Consider the following 19,214-nt stretch of genomic DNA (forward strand, 5'->3'; position numbering starts at 1 on the left):
CTCCAGTTGAAAGTGTAACATAACAACACAGAATGGACGAGTTTGTGGTTAAATATTTCTTGAGATCAATTCTAAGGAGGGCTTTTCTGTGAACAATGAAAACACGGAGCTTAGTCTGGCAGATATAATGAATATCTTTAAAAGAAGGATCTGGTGGTTTCTGGCTATTTTTCTCATCACGTCTTTTATCAGTGTAATTTATGTGATGTTTTTTGCAAAACCTGTTTATGAAGCAAGTGCACAATTACTCGTTCGTACAAGTCAATCTTCAATAAGTATTCCAAGTGCTGTTACCCAGTTGATAGGTATTTCAAATGTCAGCGGTGGATCTGATATATCAACAGAAATAGAGTTAATAAAAAGCAGAGACAACATAGAAAAATTGATTGAAAAACTGAATTTGATGGAACTTTTCAAAGACCAGAAAAAGATTGAACCTCAAGATGTTGTTGAGGTCATCAGGGAAAAATGGTTGAAAGTCGAGTCTGTCAAAGATACCAAAATAATAAAGATATCTATCGAACATAAAGATCCCAAACTTGCTGCAGAAATGGTCAACAATCTGATAGATATATATCAAGAAATGAGAAGTGAGTTAACAACAAACGAATCGGTTGTAAAACTCAGGTTCATAGAAAAACAACTGCCAAGAATTGAGCAAGAACTTAAAGATGTTGAAGAAGAAATCAAAAAATTCAAGGAAGAAAATCAGATATACTCACTCAGTGAACAGGCAGACAATCTCGTCAAGTATATTGCGCAGTACGATTCGAAGACGAATGAAATTACTTTGAATATTCAACAAGCAGAAGTTGAAATAAAGGCAGCAGAAGATTTACTTAAAAAGGTGGACCAGAAAATAATCTCCTCAGAAACAATAAGTACAAATCCTGTTGTACAGCAATTGAGATCAAAACTTGTGGATCTACAGGTCCAGCTTTCTGCCTTGCTTCAAAATTACTCAGAAGATGACAGAAGAGTTGTTGCATTGAAAAAGCAGATAGAAGAAACGCAGGATTTGCTTCAGAAAGAGATAAGCAAAGTTGTCAGTGCAGAAGTGCAAACCGTGAACCCAGCATACACTCAACTTTATACGAACTTCATACTGAAGCAGGCAGAGCTTCAGGTTTTACAAGCAACGCTGTCAGCGGTAGAAAAAATCAGGGACGAATATTTAAAGAAAGTTTCCGTAATACCAGCTATCGAACAAAAATTATTTGAATTAGAAAGAGAAAGGCAGGCAAAGCAAACCACTTATCTTGCGTTGCTCAGCCAGTACGAAGAAGCAAAAATCGGTGCTGCCGGAAGTATTGATAATATCAGGATAATCAGTAACGCGGTCGTGCCAAATAAACCTTCAAAACCAAATAAGAGATTAACAGTGGCTATAGGGGGCGTGCTTGGAATTTTCTTAGGAATCTTAACTGTGTTTTTAAGAGATGCGACAGACAAGAGATTTCGTTCTATAGACGAAATCAAAAGATTCTTTCCAAACGAACCTCTGCTGGGAAAGATTTCTTCAGCAAGAGTAACTGGTAATGATTTGCTGATAAGTCTTCAACGCGATGATGAAAAGTTATGTGACGAATTCAAGCAAATTGCAGTCAAACTATTATATGAACCTGAAAAAATAATTGGTTTTACCAGCTTAAAAAAAGAAGAAGGCAAAACATATATCTCAAGCAATTTATCATATATACTTTCAAAAATGTCTCAAAAAGTGCTGTTGATTGATCTGAATACGCATAATCCTTCTATAAGAAGGGTCTTTTCAATAGATGAAAATAGCTCATTGAAAAATGAAGATTTCAACGTATCTTTGGTGAAATTCTCAGACAAATTAAATATTTTGACATTGCAAGAAGAAGACAACTGGCCTTTGAGTGACCAAAAATTGATTAAATGGATCAAAGATTCTGTTGATTCGTATGACAAAATTATCGTAGATATGCCACCACTTTGCACCGCAGAAGGCGTTTTTGTAAGCAAAATTGTTGATAAAATAGTTGTAATTATTTGCATAGGCAAAACAGAAAAAATATTGAGTTCCACAATAGAAGAACTACAAATATCAGGAAAATTATCAGGAATAGTGATAAATGAAGGTCCTCGAAAATGATTCACGAAACCCTGGCTAAGAAATTGATCACAAAAACGAAATTGCCAGTAGCAAAATATGTGATTAACCCTTACATAGGCTGCACATTTGGCTGCAAATACTGTTATGCGAAATTCATAGGGCCTTTTAAACATACCAATTCCGAGTGGGGTAAAGATGTGTGGGTGAAAATAAACGCTGCTGACATCCTTGAAAGGGAATTAAGCAAAAAACAAGGTGATTTTTTCTTATCGAGTATATGTGATCCTTATCAACAAATAGAAAAAAAATACCAGCTTACAAGAAAAATAATAGAAATTTTGAATGATCATTTTCGAAAAATTCACATTATGAGCAAATCAACGCTTATTTTGCGAGATATAGATTTGCTGAAAGATGTCTCTGTAACAATAACTATAACCACTGATCGCGAGGATGTGAGAAGGATTCTCGAACCAGGTGCACCATCTATTGAGGAAAGAATTAATATTCTTAAGATACTCAAAGAAAACAGAATAAGTGTATCTGTTTTTGTAGGTCCCGCCCTCCCAATGAACGCTGAAAAACTCTCAGAAACGCTTGCAAGATACACAGACAAGGTATTTCTTGATAAATTGAATTATCCCCAGCAAGTGAAAACTCTGTATGAAAAAAATGGCTGGTCTCCATGGCTGAGTTGTGAAAAATTCGATGAAGTGAGTTTCCATTTCAAAAAAGTATTTGGAAAAGAAAATGTTATACTTTGAAATCAGCTATATCTTTTCTATAGTGCATACCTTCAAAATAAATGCTTTCTGCAGATTTGTAGACTTTTTGCGCAGCTTCAGAGTAAGTTCTTGCTTTCGAACAGATGTTCAAAACTCTGCCTCCGGCCGTTATAAATTTTCCATTCACCCTTTTTGTTCCTGCGTGAAATACAACAGCGTCTTTAATTTTATCCAGCCCATAGATCTCATAGCCATCTGTGTATGATTCCGGATACCCACCACTTGCAATTACTAAACAAACAGCTTTTTCATCAGACCAGGAAATCTTGACTTTAGAAAGCTCTCCTTCAATAACACTCTGAACAATTTCCAATAAATCATTCTCCAGAAGCAGGAGTATTGATTGGGTTTCCGGATCACCAAATCTGCAGTTAAATTCGAGAACTTTCGGACCATCTTTCGTAATCATTAATCCTGCATAAAGAATACCTTTGTATTCAATATCTTCTTTTTGCAGCGCCTCGACCATCTTGAACATAATTTTCCTGTAAACAAAATCAGATAGTTCATCCGTGTAGTGTGGTGCGGGAGTAACTGATCCCATCCCGCCCGTGTTGGGTCCTTTATTGCCATCGTAGGCTCTTTTATAATCCATACTGCTCAGCATGGGGACTATAGTTTTACCATCACAAAAAGCAAGAGCCGAAACTTCAAAACCTTCAAGAAAATCTTCAATAACCACTTTATCTCCAGCTTCCTTGAATATCTTTTTTCTCATAAGACTATCTATAGCTTTAAATGCATCTTTTTTCGTCCTCGCAACTATTGCTCCTTTACCGGCAGCAAGGCCATCAGCTTTCACAACCACAGGTTTGTCTATTTCTGAAATGTATTTTTCAGCAGAATCTGGGTCATCAAAAATCTTAAAAGAAGCTGTTGGGATGCCATATTTTGCCATCAAGATCTTTGCAAATACCTTGCTACCTTCTACAAGTGCAGCCTGCTTTCTTGGACCAAAAACTCTCAATCCACGCTCCTCAAATTTATCCGCTATGCCATCCACAAGGTAATTTTCCGGCCCAACGATTGTAATATCTATCTTCTCTCTCAACGCAAAATCCAGTATTTGATCCATTCGATTTAACTGAAAGCATCTCGCATTTTCTTCAATCCCGCCATTCCCGGGAACACAGTAAATCGATACATTTTTATTAAAAGCAAGCTTCCAAACCAAAGCGTGCTCTCTTCCACCGCGTCCTATCACAAGAATTTTCACAAAAATCACCTCAATGTTTAAAATGCCTTGTTCCTGTGAAAACCATAGCTATATTGTACAAATCTGCCACTTTTATAACTTGATCGTCTCTTATAGAGCCGCCCGGCTGAATCACCGCTGACACACCAGCTTTTGCGGCCACCTCAAGCGCGTCTGGAAAAGGAAAAAATGCATCTGAAGCTAATGCCGAACCTTTTGCCTCTTTTTCCGCTACTCTCACACAATGCTCTGTAGGCCAAACTCTGTTCATCTGACCTGCTCCAATAGCAAGCGTGCGGTGATTCTTTGCCAGGACGATTGCATTTGATTTTACATGTTTGACTACCTTCCAGGCAAAGAGAAGATCTTCAAGTTCATTTTGCGTGGGAGATCTCTTCGTAACAACACTCAGTTTCTCATAATCAAAATCATCTTTTGTTTGAACAAGTATTCCCCCGCTAATTTTTCGAAACTCCAGATCACCATCATTCTTTGATAAATCTACTATCAAAACTCTCAAATTTTTCTTTCTCTTCAAAATATCAAGAGCTTCTTCAGAATACCCTGGTGCCAGGATTAACTCAAGATATATCTCGTTAAGCCTGCGAGCAAGTGATTCGTCCACTTCTCTATTAAATGCAACTATTCCACCGAATATCGACATTGGATCTGCTCTGTATGCCATTTCAAAGGCTTCATGTATATCACTGCTACAGGCTACTCCACATGGATTGGTATGTTTCACTGCAACAGCACACGGCATATCAAACTCTTTGACTATTGCCAATGCCGAATCTGCATCGCAAACGTTGTTATAAGAAAGTTCTTTCCCGTGCAATTGCTTTGCGCTCACAATTGACGAAGCTTTCGCAAAAGGTTCTCTGTAAAGAGCTGCTTTTTGATGAGGATTTTCACCATAACGGAGATCAGTAATTTTTTCAAAACCAGTCACAAGTACTTCTGGAAAGCATCTTTCGTGCGATTTTCTGGCAAAAAACTCACTGATCACAGCATCATAGCAGGCGGTGTGTCGAAAGGCTTTTAGCGCCAAACGCATTCTTTCTTCGAAAGTTATCTTTTCCTGATTTGAAAGTTTTCCCGTTAACCACGAATAATCTTTCGGATCACACAAAACCAGCACATCTTTGAAATTCTTTGCAGCAGATCTTAACAGAGTCGGACCACCTATATCAATATTTTCAACAATTTCTTCCATATTGTCAGTTCTACTGACAGTTTCTTTAAAAGGATATAGATTGACAACAACGATATCAACAGGATGGATAGAAAACTTTTTGAGCTCTTCTGCATGAGAAAAACTATCCCTTTTTGCCAGGATTGCTCCGTGGATCAGAGGATGAAGAGTTTTCACTCTTCCATCAAGTATTTCCGGAAAAGAAGTTATCTCAGATACTTCGACGACTTTTATACCATGTTCTTTAAGATATCTCGCCGTACCTCCTGTACTGATTATTTCTACGCCAAACTGGACGAGGTTTCTGGCAAGATCGACAATGCCCGACTTGTTAGAAACAGAGATCAAAGCCCTCATTATTCTTCACCTCTCTATAAAAACCCTTCTGCCAATTACTTTGAGTTTGCCCTGTGCAAATAATTTCAGCGCTTCCGGAAGTATCTCATGTTCTATTTCATGAACCTTCTGTGCGATTGTTTCGGGCGTATCAGAGTCTTCCACGGCGACAGCCTTTTGAATGATTATTGGCCCTGAATCTACGTTTTCATCGACAAAATGAACTGTAGCCCCTGTGATCTTTACGCCATAATCAATTACAGCTTCATGAACTTTCATACCATAAAATCCTTTGCCGCAAAATGCAGGGATCAAAGATGGATGAATGTTTATTATCCTTCCTTTAAAACTGTCAATAAAATGTGGGGATAAAATTTTCATGAAACCAGACAGCACAACTAATTCAGATCCGTGTTTTTTCAGTATATCAACCATTTGTTGCTCATATTCTCTTTGAGAATCATATTCACCGGGTTTAACAATATAGGCAGGAATGTTGTGATCACGAGCTCTTCGAAGTGCAAAAGCGTTTCTGTCACTTATTACTACAGCAACCCTGACTGGTATCTGACCATTTTTGGATTTATCTATTATTGCTTGAAGATTTGTTCCGTTACCGGATGCGAGAACTCCTACTTTGAGAATCAAATGATCACACCTTTCTCTCCAGGAACGATATCACCGATTATCCATGCGTTTTGACCCAGCTCATTTAATTTCCTCAAAAGATTCTCAACTTCATCTCTTTCTACCACCATCACAAACCCTATGCCCATATTGAAGGTTCTGTACATTTCTTTCGAATCTATTTTTCCAAGACGCTGAATGATTTTAAAAATAACAGGAACTTCCCAGGAATTTTTGTCTATGCGAAACTCAAGACCTTCTGGCAAAATTCTGGGTAAATTCTCCAGCAAGCCACCACCAGTTATGTGTGCCATACCATGAATTTTATCGTTCAAGACATCAAGAACAGTTCTGACATAAATCTTTGTAGGGGTCAGCAATTCCTCACCTAATGTCTTTTTTAAATCACTTATATATTCATCAACCTTCATTTTCCCAAGCAAAACCTTCCTGACCAGAGAAAACCCATTGCTGTGCAACCCATTCGAAGCTAAACCAATCACAGCATCTCTTTGCTTTATTTTCGAACCATCCAGCAATTTTTCTCTTTCAACCACACCAACAGCAAAACCGGCAAGATCATATTCTTCTTCTTTGTACATATCCGGCATTTGTGCAGTTTCACCACCTATGAGTGCACAACCAGCCTGAGTACATCCCTCTGCTATACCTTTTACAATCTGGCTAATTTTTTCAGGGATCAATTTACCAACAGCTATATAATCCAGAAAAAATAAGGGTCTTGCACCATGAACAAGTATGTCATTCACACACATAGCAACACAATCTATTCCAACGGTATCATGTTTATCCATCATGAAAGCAACCTTCAACTTTGTTCCAACTCCGTCCGCACCCGAGACCAGAACAGGTTGACGCAAAGAATCATCAAGTTGAAAAAACGCACCAAAATTTCCAATATCGCCAAGAACACCATCTATGTGTGTTTGCCTGGCATATCTTTTAATCATCTGAACTGAAAGGTCTGCTGCATCTATATCAACACCGCTATCTTTGTAGGTAAATCCCACAGTAATCACCTCTTTTCAAAAAGGTATTTTTTTCCTTTACGAGGTGCTTTCAAAGGATAATTGCCTGTGAAACAAGCCAGACAAAGATCTCTATCCTTCATACCAACTGCTTCAACTAATCCTTCTATGCTCAAGTAACCAACACTGTCAGCACCAACAAATTTTCTTATCGATTCTATATCATAGCTGGATGCTATTAATTCTTTTCTCGAAGAGGTATCTATACCAAAATAGCAGCTATACTTAACTGGCGGTGAACTCACGCGAACGTGAACACTCCTTGCGCCACAATCTTTAAGCATATTCACAATCTGGCTCATCGTTGTCCCTCTGACGATAGAATCATCAACCAAAACAACTTTCTTTCCATTTACCAGTTCTTTTAAGACACTGAGTTTCAGTTTCACTCCAAGGTTTCTTATTCTTTGGGAGGGCTGAATGAAAGTTCTTCCTATATAGCGATTCTTGATTAATCCCATTCCCACAGGTATACCTGTTCCATCTGAAAAACCTATGGCAGCAACATTTCCAGAATCTGGTACAGCAACTACCAAATCCGCATCAACAGGATGTTCTTTCGAAAGGATCTTTCCTGCTTTCCATCGTGCCATGTAAACACTTACCCCATCGATAACACTATCTGGTCTCGCAAAATAAACAAATTCAAATATACACAGGGATTTTCTTTCGACACTTACATTGCAAGTTGACATACCAGATTTATCAAAAACAACTATTTCACCGGGACAAACATCTCTCATAAAAGAAGCACCAATTGTATCGAGGGCAGCACTCTCAGAGGCAACAACATATGCGTCATTGTACGATCCTATGCACAGAGGACGAAAACCATGAGGATCTCTTACTGCGAGAAGTTTTTCTTTTGTCATTATCAGCAGCGAATAAGCTCCTTTTATTTTTTCTGTAAGCTGAATTGCAGATTCAACTAAATCTGTGCCAGATTTTGCAATCAATGCGGCTATTACTTCACTATCAGTTGTCGTGTGAAACATGAATCCCTTTTTTTCAAGTTCTTGCCTTATTTCAAACGCGTTTATTAAATTACCGTTATGTACCACTGCAAGCTCACCAGAGTGATATCTTACAACCAGAGGCTGGGCATTATTGAGTGAATTACTGCCAGTAGTGGAATATCTGACATGCCCTACGGCGATTTTTCCAGTCAGATCTTCAAGATTCTTTTCATCAAAAACTTCTGATACTAAACCAAGTCCCTTGTGATATTTAATAGATCTCAAATCACTTACCGCAATCCCTGCACTCTCTTGGCCCCTGTGCTGCAGAGCAAAAAGTCCATAATAAACTGTTTTTGCAATAGAGCGGTCCATTCGAGATGAATATATTCCAAGTAAACCACAGGCCTCTTTAACTGGCACTATTCATTCACCCGCTTTTCAAGAGATGTATAATATACCTCTCTGATTTCGTCGATGTTCAAATCAATCACCTTTTCTCCATCCACAGAGATGATAAATTTTTTACCAGCCACTCTTCCAATGACACAGATGGAAATGTTATTATCTTCAGCAATTTTTTTAAGAAGCGGAAGATTTTCTTTTTTGATTGTTACAATCATTCTCGACTGCTGTTCTCCAAAAAGTACAAAATCTCTTCTGATATTCGCCCTCAGATCACAGATAACTCCTATATTACCTAAAATAGAAGACTCCGCGAGAGATACTGCCAACCCTCCTTCCGAAAGGTCGTGCGCGGAACTGACGATTTTTTCCCTTATTGCTTTCAAACAAACCTGCTGAACTCGCTTTTCTACTTCCAGATCTATACTCGGTACTTTCCCATAATCGATGCCCCAGATAACCTTTGTATATTCACACGCACTCTCAGAAAAATTTTCTCCGATGAGAACCACAAGATCTCCCTCATTTTTAAAAGCAGCATCACAAATGTAGCTGATATCTTCTATCAAACCAACCATTCCAATTACAGGCGTTGGATATATCTTTCTCTTCTTGCTCTCGTTGTAGAGGCTAACGTTCCCACTCACAATGGGTATCCTTAAAAATCTTGCAGCTTCAGCCATACCTTCAACAGCTCTTTTTAACTGGTAAGCAACCTTTGGATCATCTGGACTGGCAAAATTTAAGCAATCTGTTATACCAACCGGCATAGCCCCTGTGGCAACTAAGTTCCTGGCCGCTTCTGCTACAGCTATTTTTGCACCCTCATAAGGGTCGAGAAAACAATAAAAACCATTGCAATCTGTTGTAACAGCAATAGCCTTACTGCTACCTTTAATCCTAAGTACGGCAGCATCAGAACCAGGAAGCACTACTGTATTGATACCAACACGATGATCATATCTTTCATAAACAGACCTTCTACTGCAGATGTTTTCACTTGAAAGTAATTTGAGAAATGTTTCCTGCAAATTTTCTGGCTCCGGAACATCGGCGTTTCCCGAATTAACCCACTTCTCAAAACTCATCTCGACAACAGGCACTTTTTCTGTTAGCGCTTTTGTTGGTACCTGCGCGACAATCTTTCCATTCATTTTGACAGTGAAAAGCCCATCATCTGTTATAACGCCAATTTTTTGAGAATAGAGGTCCCAGCGTTGGAAAATCTGTTTTACTTCGTCTTCATATTCAGGTTTAACTACCAGAAGCATTCGTTCCTGTGATTCAGAAAGTACTATTTCATACGGTGTCATACCTTTTTCTCTCTGAGGAACGAAAGCAAGGTCTATCTCAATTCCTTTGTTTCCTCTAGAGGCTATCTCAGAACATGCAGAGGTTAGTCCTGCTGCGCCAAGATCCTGAACAGCCAAAACACCTTCAATCTTGATAGCTTCAAGACATGCTTCTATCAGCAATTTTTCCATGAATGGATCCCCAACCTGGACGGAAGGCCTCTTTTCCTGGGATTTTTCAGAAAGATTTTCCGATGCAAAACTCGCTCCATGTATTCCATCACGACCAGTCATAGCGCCAACGAGCATAACCGAGGCACCTGAAAATTGAGCTCTCGCAAACTTTATTTCATCTTTTTTTGCTATACCAACACACATGACATTCACGATCGGATTATCTGTATAACAATCGTCGAAATAGATCTCTCCAGCAACCGTTGGAACACCTATGCAATTTCCATAATGTGCTATACCAGACACCACACCTGAGAAAAGATATTTCACTTTTGCACTTTTCAGATCACCAAATCTCAACGAATCAAGAAGTGCTATTGGCCTTGCTCCCATGGCAAATATGTCCCTGACTATTCCGCCTATCCCAGTTGCTGCTCCTTGAAAAGGCTCGATTGCAGAAGGATGATTGTGACTTTCCATTTTGAAAACAATTACCAGATTATCACCGATATCAACAACCCCAGCATTTTCTCCTGGTCCTTGAATCACTCTTTCACCACTTGTAGGAAGATCTCTGAGAAGGTGTTTTGTGTGTTTATAGCTGCAGTGTTCAGACCACATTACTGAAAACATACCGAGTTCTACTTCGTTCGGCTCACGATGAAGAAGCTCCACAATTTTCTCATATTCTTTATCAGTAAGCCCCAGATCTCTATGCGAAAGCATGATCTTTCCTCCGTTCTAAATACAGAGCAACTGATTCGAAAATTTTTTTGCCATTATCTGAACCAAGTAACTTTTCAGAACATCTTTCGGGATGAGGCATCAAACCAAAAACATTTCCATTTTTGCTAACTATACCAGCTATATTGAGAACAGAACCGTTCGGATTTGAATCTTCTGTGATATTTCCATTCCTGTCGCAATATCGAAGAACTATCTTATCCTCAATTTCTTTACAATGATCGAAATAGTAGTTTCCCTCTCCATGTGCTATATTCATCTTGATTACTTCTCCCTCTGAATACGCTAATGTAAACGGGGTTTTATTATTATCAACACGCAAATACACATCATGACAATGAAATCTCAAATCTTTATTTTTCATAAGCACACCTGGAAGTAATCCTGCTTCGGTCAATATTTGAAAGCCGTTGCATATACCAATAATCAAAACACCATTTTCTGCCGCTTTAGAAACACTTCTCATGACCGGTGAAAACCTCGCAATCGCCCCTGCTCTTAAATAATCACCGTAAGAAAACCCACCTGGAAGAACTATCAGATCAAACTCTTTTTCATAAAAATGATCTTTGTGGAAAACATAATAACAATCAAAACCCATCACATACTTAAGGACATAAAAAGTATCCTTGTCACAATTAGATCCAGGAAAAACTACGACGGCCGCTTTCATTCTATTTCCTCCAGTGAGAGAACTCTGTATTCCTCTATCACAGGATTGGCAAGCAACTGTTCACACATTTGTTTAATTTGATTCTCGGCGTCCAACGGTGTTTGCGAGCTGATAAGAATTTCCACTAATCTGCCTATTTTCACATCTTTTACTGATACAAAGCCAAGATGATGCAAAGCTTGCTTGACGGCACTGCCCTGGGGGTCAAGTACGCCATTTTTGAAAGTTATTTGAATTTTTGCTTTGTACACAAGCTCACTCCTCACTTATTCTTTTATAGATTTCCCAGTACGCCTGTTCAACATTTCCAAGATCCCTTCTGAATCTATCTTTATCAAGTTTTTCCCTTGTTGAACCATCCCAGAACCTGCAAGTATCTGGTGAAATCTCATCGGCAAGCAAGATTTTTCCATTTGCTCTGCCAAATTCAAGTTTAAAATCAACAAGGATTATGTTCTTTGACCCAAGAAAATTCTTCATAATTTCATTCACTTTAAGTGCTGTTTGCTCGATTCGGTTGAGCTCTTCCTCTGTTGCGAGTTCCATAGCAAGTGCATGGTAGCGGTTTATCATCGGATCTGATAATTCATCGTTTTTATAACACAGTTCAAGCACAGTTTTTTTCAGAATAGTTCCTTCTTCAAGTCCAAGCCTTTTTGAAAGACTTCCGGCAGCTATATTTCTGACTATAACTTCTATAGGTATTATCCCCACGGCTCTGACGAGCATCTCTCTTTCACTCAACAACCTTACAAAATGGGTTTCTATACCATGTTTCTGGAGGAGTTCAAAAAAAATAGCCGAAATTTTGTTGTTCAGGACACCTTTATTGTTAATCGTACCTCGCTTCTTGCCATCAAAAGCGGTTGCGTCATCTTTGTACTCAATCACAAAAAATTCGGGATTATCGGTTTTGAAAACCTTCTTTGCTTTACCCTCATAAAGTATCTCTTTTTTCATTGAGGTTCACCCCTTTTAAAATCTTCGTTTTTCTGAAGAACTCCTCTTCTCAGATCTTCTCTGTACTCTTTCAATTTTTCCCTTAACTTTGAACTATTCAAAGACAATATCTCAACCGCAAACAGAGCAGCATTTTTTGCGCTATCCACACCCATTGTTGCAACAGGTATTCCATCGGGCATCTGTACTATTGAAAATAGCGAATCAATTCCGCTTATGGAAGCAGAAAGAGGAACACCTATGACTGGTAGAGATGTCATTGAAGCGATCACTCCCGGCAGATGTGCCGCTTTACCAGCCATGGCTATTATCACAGAAAATTCTTTTTCCGCATTTTTTGCAAAATCCATAACTTCGAGTGGGGTCCTGTGGGCGGAAAGAATAAATATTTCATGGGCGAGCTCAAATATTCTCAGAGTATCAGAAGCCTGTCTGGCATGTTCTAAATCACTGCTGCTACCTACAACAATAGCAACTTTCATGTGTCCACCTCCAAAATAAAAAATCGGTAGCAAAAGTCTCTACCGATAAAAGATAAGGCCCTTGTAGCCAGGACAGTTTACGGCTGTCCGGTAGAGACTTCCGAGCCCTATTCTCGGAATTATACAAGGGCATTCCCCGTGGGAGGGGAATATTCACTTGTACATTCTGATCATAACACAAAATCTCCGGCCTTTTGCCTATTTTCAGAAATCAGAAAATTTCATTTAACCTTTGAGCACACATATTGAAGAAGGCTCATTGATGAGCAAAGCAAGACTTTCAGAAATAGAAAATTCGAACCGTTCCTCTGCAGGTCCTATGAAACCTATTGATAAATCCTGACCGAGTATTATTGAAGCATAGGCTTCAGAATCGCTCATCAAGACACCGCTATTTTTCAAAACAGGTGCTTTATAAATGCCTTTGATTATCATTGATAAGTGTTCATACTCCGTTTGATTGCCACTTTCATACCTTCTAAAAAGCAAATTGTATCTATCAGGTGAAAGTGCAAGCAAATAAGGCCCATGAAATCCGGCTTCATCGAGTTTTGTAACAGCCTCAATAACATCACTGGCGGCCTGCCCAACATTTTTCCAATCGCTGAGCTCCATAGAAATTGTCCCGGGCGCGCTGACAAGTCCGTGCGAATTAATTCCTTCGAAGATTAACCTGTCCTCTATGGTTGCACACTCCCTGACAGCAGTTATCAAATTTTTCAAATCAAGCGTGACACCTTCTCTTTCATAAGAAGCTATGTCCCTCTTAGAAATATTGAATGTTTTGTGGATGTAAAAGAGAGGAAGAGTTTTGTTAGAAAAAACCCCCGGCTCAATCTGCACATCAGTTATGGAAATTTGCTTCAAACCAAGACCAAAAGGACCTTTAACAGAAAGAATTCTCCTTCCAACAAGTTGAGCTTTTGCGATATCTGTCATGGTCTCATTGAAAAGTTGCCAGAGTTTTGGATCAAACGGTGCATCTTCCTGCATCAGATATTTATTTGCCATCTTTCTCACCGTCCTTTAAAGATCCTATGGTCGGCTCTTCGTTATTTTCCACCATCATTTCTTCAACTTCTTTTGCTCCCTCAGACATATACTGAGCTTCATCTTTCGTGAGAATCTCGAGGAGCTTCGTGAATTCACCAATATGGACTCTCTCTTCGTTTGCAATATCAATAAGAACTTTCTTTGCCAGAGGATGATCTGTCGCATCAGCATGTGCCATATAAAGATGAACTGCTTCATGCTCGGCAGCAATATTCAATCTAATAGCCCTTATAAGTTCTGAAAGTGAGAGTTTTCTGTCTGGTACTTTTCCACTGAAAGGATTAACAAATTCAGGCATGAGATTCACCTCCATCATATTTTTAACTAACATTGACATGGCATAATAATAATGAGTAATGCTAATTTAATAGCTCATATAAAGTATATCACAGTCTGAAAAAATTACAGAAACTTTGCTCATTTCAAGGTTATGACATGGTGCAAAAGGAGGATCAAAAATGCTGTTGAAATTCCAGAAAAATGAAATTACAGAGTATTTTGTTTACTCAAAACTTTCAAAAATAGATAAGGCCAATTCAGATATTCTGCGCAAAATCGCACTTGATGAATTGAAACATTACGAGAAACTCAAAAGCAGAACAGGAAAAGAAGCAAAGCCAAATAATTTTAAAGTATTTTTCTATTTATTGATCGCAAAATTTTTGGGGATAACATTTGCACTGAAATTGATGGAGCAAAATGAAGATAAAGCCCAGCTATCTTATAAGAAATCTAATGAGAAACTATTTGAAGAAATCATTAAAGACGAAGAAGAACACGAGAAAACTCTGCTTAGCTTGGTGAACGAAGAAAGAATCGAGTACATAGGCTCGATGGTACTCGGTTTGAACGATGCACTTGTTGAGCTAACGGGTGCACTTGCTGGATTAACTCTCGCTATTCAAAAAACTGCCATTGTTGCCCTTTCTGGTATAATCACTGGAATAGCAGCTGCCTTGTCAATGTCGGCATCGGACTATCTTTCGAGAAAATCAGAGGGCAGCGAGAAAAAACCTCTCAAATCTGCCCTGTACACGGGTATTGCCTATATCATCACTGTGTTATTTCTGACATTTCCGTATCTTGTATTTGTAAATCCATTTGTTGCACTTGCAATGACGGTATGTAATGCTATTCTGGTGATATTTGTTTTTACTTTCTTCGTTTCAGTAGTGAAAGAACAAAATTTCAAGAAAAATTTTTTGGAAATGACTTCTATAAGTATGGGAGTAGCAGCTGTCTCGTTTTTCATAGGTCTTTTAGTGAAAAAATTTTTCAACATAGAGTTATGATCATCTGCTACCGGGTTTAAATAACGGAATACCTTCTTTACACAGTGGACAGCTATCGGGTTCGTAAATTGGTAGCTGCAATCTTATCAAAGAATAAAACGGAACATTGAATGGCAACGGTTTAACAGATCGATCTACGATGCTTGCTACGCAACATAGCTGACCCTGGCATTCTTCAACAATTTGCGCAACCTCCATTACTGAGCCACCAGTGGTGGTAACATCTTCAACAATAACTACTCTGTCTCCTTTTTCGATCTTAAAATCCCTTCTCAACTTCATTGTTCCACTCTCTCTCTCTGCAAAAATAGCCTTCACTTTTAAAGCGCGCGCGACAACATACGAAAGTATCACCCCGCCAATAGCTGGACCTATTATTACATCCGGATTATAATGTTTTACCTTTTCTGCGATCATCTCACCTATCTGGTCGCCGAAATCTGGATTTTCGAAAAGTTTTGCACACTGTATATACTTTGAAGAATGTTTCCCTGAAGACAATAAAAAGTGCCCTTCAAGTAATGCCCCCGTTTTTCTAAGAATCTCAAGCATAGACAATCCTCCTTATTCTTTCCATAGCTTCTGATGGATCTACACTTCTGTAGACTTCTCTCCCTATTACAGCATAATCCGCAACTTGCAAAATATCTTCAAGATTAACCACATCTCTTTGATCATCCGCCTGTCTGAGCATTCTGATCCCTGCAACGAGTATTTTTGCAGGTATCTGCTTTCTCAATTTCATTGCCCACTTACCGGGTAAAACAAATGAACAACCAAGGATCTTTATAGAGTTTATCTGGTCAAGATAATCCTCCAATTCTCCCTCGACAGAAGTTAACTTAACAACTGCAAACACGATCTTATCAGTACTTTCAAGTGCGGCTTTCAAACTGTCTACACCTGCTGCGGCATGAACTGTAAAGCCAACGATACATGGATGATCCCAGGATCTTATAGATCGTGCCACAGTAGAAGGAATATCAGCAAATTTCAAATCGAGTATTGCTTTAAGATTTCTTTTTTCAAGCTCACCCAGAACTTGTTTTCCGCTGCACGCAAGGTTGTGACCAACTTTGACATAATCAAAACTTCCATATCTGTCAATAAATTCAAATGGGTCTTCCATATCTAAACTTAAAACTGGTATCACTTTAACTCCCTCCTCGAAATATGTTTGGCTATTTTTGATACGATTTTTGGATCTTTGAAGATGGCGGTTCCAATGCTTACGGCATCTGCCCCTGCTTTTATAAAATCATCCGCATCCTCTTCATTCATGATGCCACCGCCTCCTATCACATAAAGATCGCTCACCCTATTTTTAACCTCATAAACCGCTCTCAAAGCTACCGGCTTTAGAACCGGACCGGAAAGTCCTCCTTTGATAATCTTTTTACCGATAATGTATAGAGAACGAATAGTATTTATCAAACTCAATCCCTGCCAGCCGCACTTTTTCAAAATTTCTGCCGCTGCTTCAACAAAAATTCCCTCTATTCCGATTTTTGCTATGAGAAAGCCATTAAGTTCTCTTCGAATAGACAACAATAAATTCTCCAGACCATGGATATCAGAAAGTAAACCTAGTCCACCTTTCGATACATTAGGGCATGAAAGATTAAATTCTATGGCGATAAACTTTTTTTCGAATGGCTTAATTTTTTTTGCAATCTGGAGCATTTGATCAACATCATCACCAGAGAAACTTGCTATCACCTTTGTTTTTGCGAAAAGTTCCTCAAATTCTCCGCTGGAAAGTTGTTGTAGAAATTTTTCTAAACCGACATTTTCTAAACCTATCGAGTTGATCAAGTAATTTTCTGTGGCAAAGAGTCTTGGCGGTGGATTGCCTTTTTTCGGAAAAAATGTTATGGTTTTGAGTGTATATGCACCTATATATTCGGGATCTATCAATTTCAGATATTCGCCCATACCTCCAGTGCCGGATGCAATAATCAGTGGAATTTTTAAATGCATAACAAATCACCCCTGAAAACTGGGCCATCGACGCAAACATGTTTGATACCATCCCTTGTCTCTACAGCGCAACCCTTACAGGCACCTATGCCGCAAGCCATATACTCGTTAAGTGATAGAAAAACCTCACCCCTGTCTTTAAGCAATTCATAGGAAACTTTCTCCATACCTTCAGAACCAACTATTAAATACCAGTCATATCCGTTCAATGATTTCAGCAATTCGGTAAATTGCTCATCGCCTATAACTACCTTAAAAGGCAATTCGACAAATGGTTTTTTCAGCGAACCTACAAAAACCTCACCTAAAAGCCTCTGCTGTAAATCAAAGGCCATGGCTACACATGCTAAGGAAACAATGATTGCGCCCCTACCAGATGGTTGGAACGGTCTGCCTAAGGGACCGTGAGCTCTGAGTATCTTCTGTTTTGCAATGTACTCTGTGCCGGGGCCAACCACCTGTATCCCTATTGCAAGATCTCCTTTCCATCTTCCAAGGGCAAATGGCTTTCTGGTTACTGAAGAATTCTCTATCATGATAAATTGCGTGGGCTCAAAATCAAGCTTTTCTTCAAAAGTAAATAAGTAAGAATCTTCACTGAGCCTCACCGTGTTCTTTTTAGTTAAGAAAAAATTCTCCATCCCAGTACACCCACTTTCCTTTCATTTTCACACCAACTATTTTTCCATTTAATTTCATTCCATCAAAAACACAGTTTCTGCCTTTACTGAAAAACTTGTTTGAATCAACAGTATAACGAGCATCCGGATCAATAAGGACTATATTATCAAGATCGAAATTAAGTCTCAGACCCATTAAATTTCCTGGAGCAATGGTCATTTTTTCTATAACTTTTTCAATGTTGCCTATAATCGTGTAAAAAGCGCTGAAAGCAATTTCTATGCCGCTTGTTCCGAAAGGAGCCCTTTCAAAATCGTCCGGTTTTTCCGGATGGGGTGCATGATCTGTTGCAAGCACATCAACAACATCATTCTCAATTGCTTTTATCAAAGTTTCTCTATCGAAATCATTGGCAAAAGGCGGGTTGACTTTGAAATTCGTATTTTTTATATCATGCATATTGAAAAACAAATGATGGGGGGTCACCTCACATGTAATCTCTGCATATTTACGCAGATATATAATGGTCTCAATCGATCTTTGAGTACTAACGTGCTGGATATGAAACCTTTTAAAACCATATTCTAATCCAAGCATGACATTTCTAAATATAGATATTGCCTCATTCGACACAGGACGAGTCTTATTACTCAAATTCGTTCCATCATAAAAAATCCCATCCAATTCGTGCAGTTGACTGTGATCAAGTAAAAGATATGGCTTTTTATTTTTAAAAGCATTGAGAATTCTTCTGGTATCGTATTCAAAACCATCATTTGAATAACACAGAATCTTTCTTCCATCTGGATGAAGTTCTCCAAAGATAGAACATGCCCAGTAAAAGTCAACAATTTTATCTCTTGCAAGTTCTAAATGTTCGTGAAAAATCTGGTATGTTTCGATTGAAGGTAAAGTATTCGGCTGTATCAGGACCCTTCCAAAACCGCCAGCTATAGCTGCTTTTTGAAGCGAGGAATAATCTTCCTGACCATTCAACCTCACATGCGTGTGGATGTCAAAAAATGTCGGACAGGCTATAAGACCCCGGGTCTTTACAGGCGTTATTATATCTACTTCATGCCATAGTTTCTTGAATGGATCATAAGCTTTCAATATCGCTCACCTCACATTTTTTGCAAAATAAAAGGGGCTTAAAGCCCCTTTCAATAAAAACAACAATACCTTTATATAGATCAAAAATATTCATTTTTTTGAGATTGAAAAAAAACATATTAACCGCTCTCCTTTTAATTCTCAAGAAGAAACTTTATCACATTTCAAAAACTGTACTATTACCTGAAAATAACATACAAAT

The 19,214-nt window shown here is 38.6% G+C and carries 20 protein-coding genes and 1 riboswitch; of the genes, 3 read left to right on the plus strand and 17 right to left on the minus strand.

The annotated features are described in order from the left end of the window. Positions 1-88 precede the first annotated feature (88 nt). Both TEL01S_RS09855 and TEL01S_RS09860 read left to right on the plus strand, forming a co-directional pair. Positions 89-2,119, plus strand: coding sequence for an exopolysaccharide transport family protein (locus tag TEL01S_RS09855; protein WP_028843651.1), 2,031 nt, complete (start codon positions 89-91; stop codon positions 2,117-2,119). Beyond that, the gene (locus TEL01S_RS09860; RefSeq protein ID WP_028843650.1) at positions 2,116-2,844 is read left to right on the plus strand and encodes an SPL family radical SAM protein; all 729 of its coding nucleotides are present in this window, start codon (positions 2,116-2,118) and stop codon (positions 2,842-2,844) included. The genes TEL01S_RS09855 and TEL01S_RS09860 overlap by 4 nt, the downstream gene beginning before the upstream one ends. On the opposite strand, the gene purD is transcribed toward TEL01S_RS09860, so the two are convergent. The 12 genes from purD to TEL01S_RS09920 all read right to left on the minus strand — a co-directional run bounded on the left by purD (position 2,834) and on the right by TEL01S_RS09920 (position 14,304). Beyond that, positions 2,834-4,081 carry a phosphoribosylamine--glycine ligase gene (gene purD / locus TEL01S_RS09865; RefSeq protein WP_028843649.1) on the minus strand — a complete coding sequence of 416 codons (1,248 nt, stop codon included), beginning with the start codon at positions 4,079-4,081 and terminating at the stop codon, positions 2,834-2,836. The genes TEL01S_RS09860 and purD overlap by 11 nt on opposite strands. A gap of 10 nt (positions 4,082-4,091) precedes the next feature. Continuing rightward, positions 4,092-5,612, minus strand: coding sequence for a bifunctional phosphoribosylaminoimidazolecarboxamide formyltransferase/IMP cyclohydrolase (gene purH, locus TEL01S_RS09870; protein WP_028843648.1), 1,521 nt, complete (start codon positions 5,610-5,612; stop codon positions 4,092-4,094). 6 nt (positions 5,613-5,618) lie between these two features. Continuing rightward, positions 5,619-6,239 (minus strand): phosphoribosylglycinamide formyltransferase, encoded by a 621-nt coding sequence (purN, locus tag TEL01S_RS09875; protein ID WP_028843647.1) that lies wholly within the window; start codon positions 6,237-6,239, stop codon positions 5,619-5,621. After that, positions 6,236-7,249, minus strand: coding sequence for a phosphoribosylformylglycinamidine cyclo-ligase (gene purM, locus TEL01S_RS09880; protein WP_028843646.1), 1,014 nt, complete (start codon positions 7,247-7,249; stop codon positions 6,236-6,238). Before purM ends, purN begins: the two co-directional genes overlap by 4 nt. A gap of 5 nt (positions 7,250-7,254) precedes the next feature. Continuing rightward, complete coding sequence (gene purF, locus TEL01S_RS09885; RefSeq protein WP_028843645.1) at positions 7,255-8,646, minus strand: amidophosphoribosyltransferase; 1,392 nt, start codon at positions 8,644-8,646, stop codon at positions 7,255-7,257. Continuing rightward, the gene (gene purL, locus TEL01S_RS09890; protein ID WP_028843644.1) at positions 8,646-10,820 is read right to left on the minus strand and encodes a phosphoribosylformylglycinamidine synthase subunit PurL; all 2,175 of its coding nucleotides are present in this window, start codon (positions 10,818-10,820) and stop codon (positions 8,646-8,648) included. The genes purF and purL overlap by 1 nt, the downstream gene beginning before the upstream one ends. Then, entirely contained in the window at positions 10,807-11,511 is a 705-nt protein-coding gene (gene purQ, locus TEL01S_RS09895) for a phosphoribosylformylglycinamidine synthase I (RefSeq protein ID WP_028843643.1), read from the minus strand. Before purQ ends, purL begins: the two co-directional genes overlap by 14 nt. Beyond that, on the minus strand, positions 11,508-11,762 hold the full coding sequence (purS, locus tag TEL01S_RS09900; RefSeq protein WP_028843642.1) for a phosphoribosylformylglycinamidine synthase subunit PurS: 255 nt from the start codon (positions 11,760-11,762) through the stop codon (positions 11,508-11,510). Before purS ends, purQ begins: the two co-directional genes overlap by 4 nt. A 4-nt stretch (positions 11,763-11,766) precedes the next feature. Continuing rightward, entirely contained in the window at positions 11,767-12,471 is a 705-nt protein-coding gene (gene purC / locus TEL01S_RS09905) for a phosphoribosylaminoimidazolesuccinocarboxamide synthase (protein ID WP_028843641.1), read from the minus strand. Then, entirely contained in the window at positions 12,468-12,953 is a 486-nt protein-coding gene (gene purE, locus TEL01S_RS09910; protein WP_028843640.1) for a 5-(carboxyamino)imidazole ribonucleotide mutase, read from the minus strand. Before purE ends, purC begins: the two co-directional genes overlap by 4 nt. Positions 12,954-12,997: 44 nt before the next feature. Then, a riboswitch (purine riboswitch) is annotated at positions 12,998-13,100 on the minus strand. 78 nt (positions 13,101-13,178) lie between these two features. Then, entirely contained in the window at positions 13,179-13,964 is a 786-nt protein-coding gene (locus TEL01S_RS09915; protein ID WP_012003948.1) for a family 1 encapsulin nanocompartment shell protein, read from the minus strand. Next, positions 13,954-14,304: a ferritin family protein gene (locus TEL01S_RS09920; RefSeq protein WP_012003949.1), complete on the minus strand. Its 351-nt coding sequence runs from the start codon at positions 14,302-14,304 to the stop codon at positions 13,954-13,956. Before TEL01S_RS09920 ends, TEL01S_RS09915 begins: the two co-directional genes overlap by 11 nt. A gap of 160 nt (positions 14,305-14,464) precedes the next feature. On the opposite strand from TEL01S_RS09920, the gene TEL01S_RS09925 reads away from it, so the two are divergent. After that, on the plus strand, positions 14,465-15,298 hold the full coding sequence (locus TEL01S_RS09925) for a VIT1/CCC1 transporter family protein (protein ID WP_028843639.1): 834 nt from the start codon (positions 14,465-14,467) through the stop codon (positions 15,296-15,298). On the opposite strand, the gene pyrE is transcribed toward TEL01S_RS09925, so the two are convergent. Genes pyrE through TEL01S_RS09950 form a run of 5 tightly spaced genes read right to left on the minus strand, consistent with a single transcriptional unit; the run spans position 15,299 to position 19,012 of the window. Then, positions 15,299-15,850: an orotate phosphoribosyltransferase gene (gene pyrE / locus TEL01S_RS09930; RefSeq protein ID WP_012003951.1), complete on the minus strand. Its 552-nt coding sequence runs from the start codon at positions 15,848-15,850 to the stop codon at positions 15,299-15,301. Beyond that, a complete protein-coding gene (gene pyrF, locus TEL01S_RS09935) occupies positions 15,843-16,451 on the minus strand; it encodes an orotidine-5'-phosphate decarboxylase (RefSeq protein ID WP_012003952.1) in 609 nt (202 codons plus the stop codon). The genes pyrE and pyrF overlap by 8 nt, the downstream gene beginning before the upstream one ends. Further along, on the minus strand, positions 16,448-17,278 hold the full coding sequence (locus TEL01S_RS09940) for a dihydroorotate dehydrogenase (RefSeq protein WP_028843637.1): 831 nt from the start codon (positions 17,276-17,278) through the stop codon (positions 16,448-16,450). The genes pyrF and TEL01S_RS09940 overlap by 4 nt, the downstream gene beginning before the upstream one ends. After that, positions 17,269-17,919 carry an iron-sulfur cluster-binding protein gene (locus TEL01S_RS09945; RefSeq protein WP_012003954.1) on the minus strand — a complete coding sequence of 217 codons (651 nt, stop codon included), beginning with the start codon at positions 17,917-17,919 and terminating at the stop codon, positions 17,269-17,271. The genes TEL01S_RS09940 and TEL01S_RS09945 overlap by 10 nt, the downstream gene beginning before the upstream one ends. Beyond that, positions 17,897-19,012, minus strand: coding sequence for a dihydroorotase (locus tag TEL01S_RS09950; RefSeq protein ID WP_012003955.1), 1,116 nt, complete (start codon positions 19,010-19,012; stop codon positions 17,897-17,899). Before TEL01S_RS09950 ends, TEL01S_RS09945 begins: the two co-directional genes overlap by 23 nt. Between the last annotated feature and the right edge of the window lie 202 nt (positions 19,013-19,214).

This window comes from Pseudothermotoga elfii DSM 9442 = NBRC 107921 (genome assembly GCF_000504085.1).
Lineage (GTDB): Bacteria > Thermotogota > Thermotogae > Thermotogales > DSM-5069 > Pseudothermotoga_B > Pseudothermotoga_B elfii.

Excerpts from the sequence above, each read along its gene's own strand:
- TEL01S_RS09860 (WP_028843650.1), top strand. The coding sequence starts at position 2,116 with ATGATTCACGAAACCCTGGCTAAGAAATTGATCACAAAAACGAAATTG.
- purH (WP_028843648.1), bottom strand. The coding sequence starts at position 5,612 with ATGAGGGCTTTGATCTCTGTTTCTAACAAGTCGGGCATTGTCGATCTT.
- purL (WP_028843644.1), bottom strand. The coding sequence starts at position 10,820 with ATGCTTTCGCATAGAGATCTGGGGCTTACTGATAAAGAATATGAGAAA.
- purQ (WP_028843643.1), bottom strand. The coding sequence starts at position 11,511 with ATGAAAGCGGCCGTCGTAGTTTTTCCTGGATCTAATTGTGACAAGGAT.
- purC (WP_028843641.1), bottom strand. The coding sequence starts at position 12,471 with ATGAAAAAAGAGATACTTTATGAGGGTAAAGCAAAGAAGGTTTTCAAA.
- purE (WP_028843640.1), bottom strand. The coding sequence starts at position 12,953 with ATGAAAGTTGCTATTGTTGTAGGTAGCAGCAGTGATTTAGAACATGCC.
- TEL01S_RS09915 (WP_012003948.1), bottom strand. The coding sequence starts at position 13,964 with ATGGCAAATAAATATCTGATGCAGGAAGATGCACCGTTTGATCCAAAA.
- TEL01S_RS09920 (WP_012003949.1), bottom strand. The coding sequence starts at position 14,304 with ATGCCTGAATTTGTTAATCCTTTCAGTGGAAAAGTACCAGACAGAAAA.
- TEL01S_RS09925 (WP_028843639.1), top strand. The coding sequence starts at position 14,465 with ATGCTGTTGAAATTCCAGAAAAATGAAATTACAGAGTATTTTGTTTAC.
- pyrE (WP_012003951.1), bottom strand. The coding sequence starts at position 15,850 with ATGCTTGAGATTCTTAGAAAAACGGGGGCATTACTTGAAGGGCACTTT.
- TEL01S_RS09940 (WP_028843637.1), bottom strand. The coding sequence starts at position 17,278 with ATGCATTTAAAAATTCCACTGATTATTGCATCCGGCACTGGAGGTATG.
- TEL01S_RS09945 (WP_012003954.1), bottom strand. The coding sequence starts at position 17,919 with ATGGAGAATTTTTTCTTAACTAAAAAGAACACGGTGAGGCTCAGTGAA.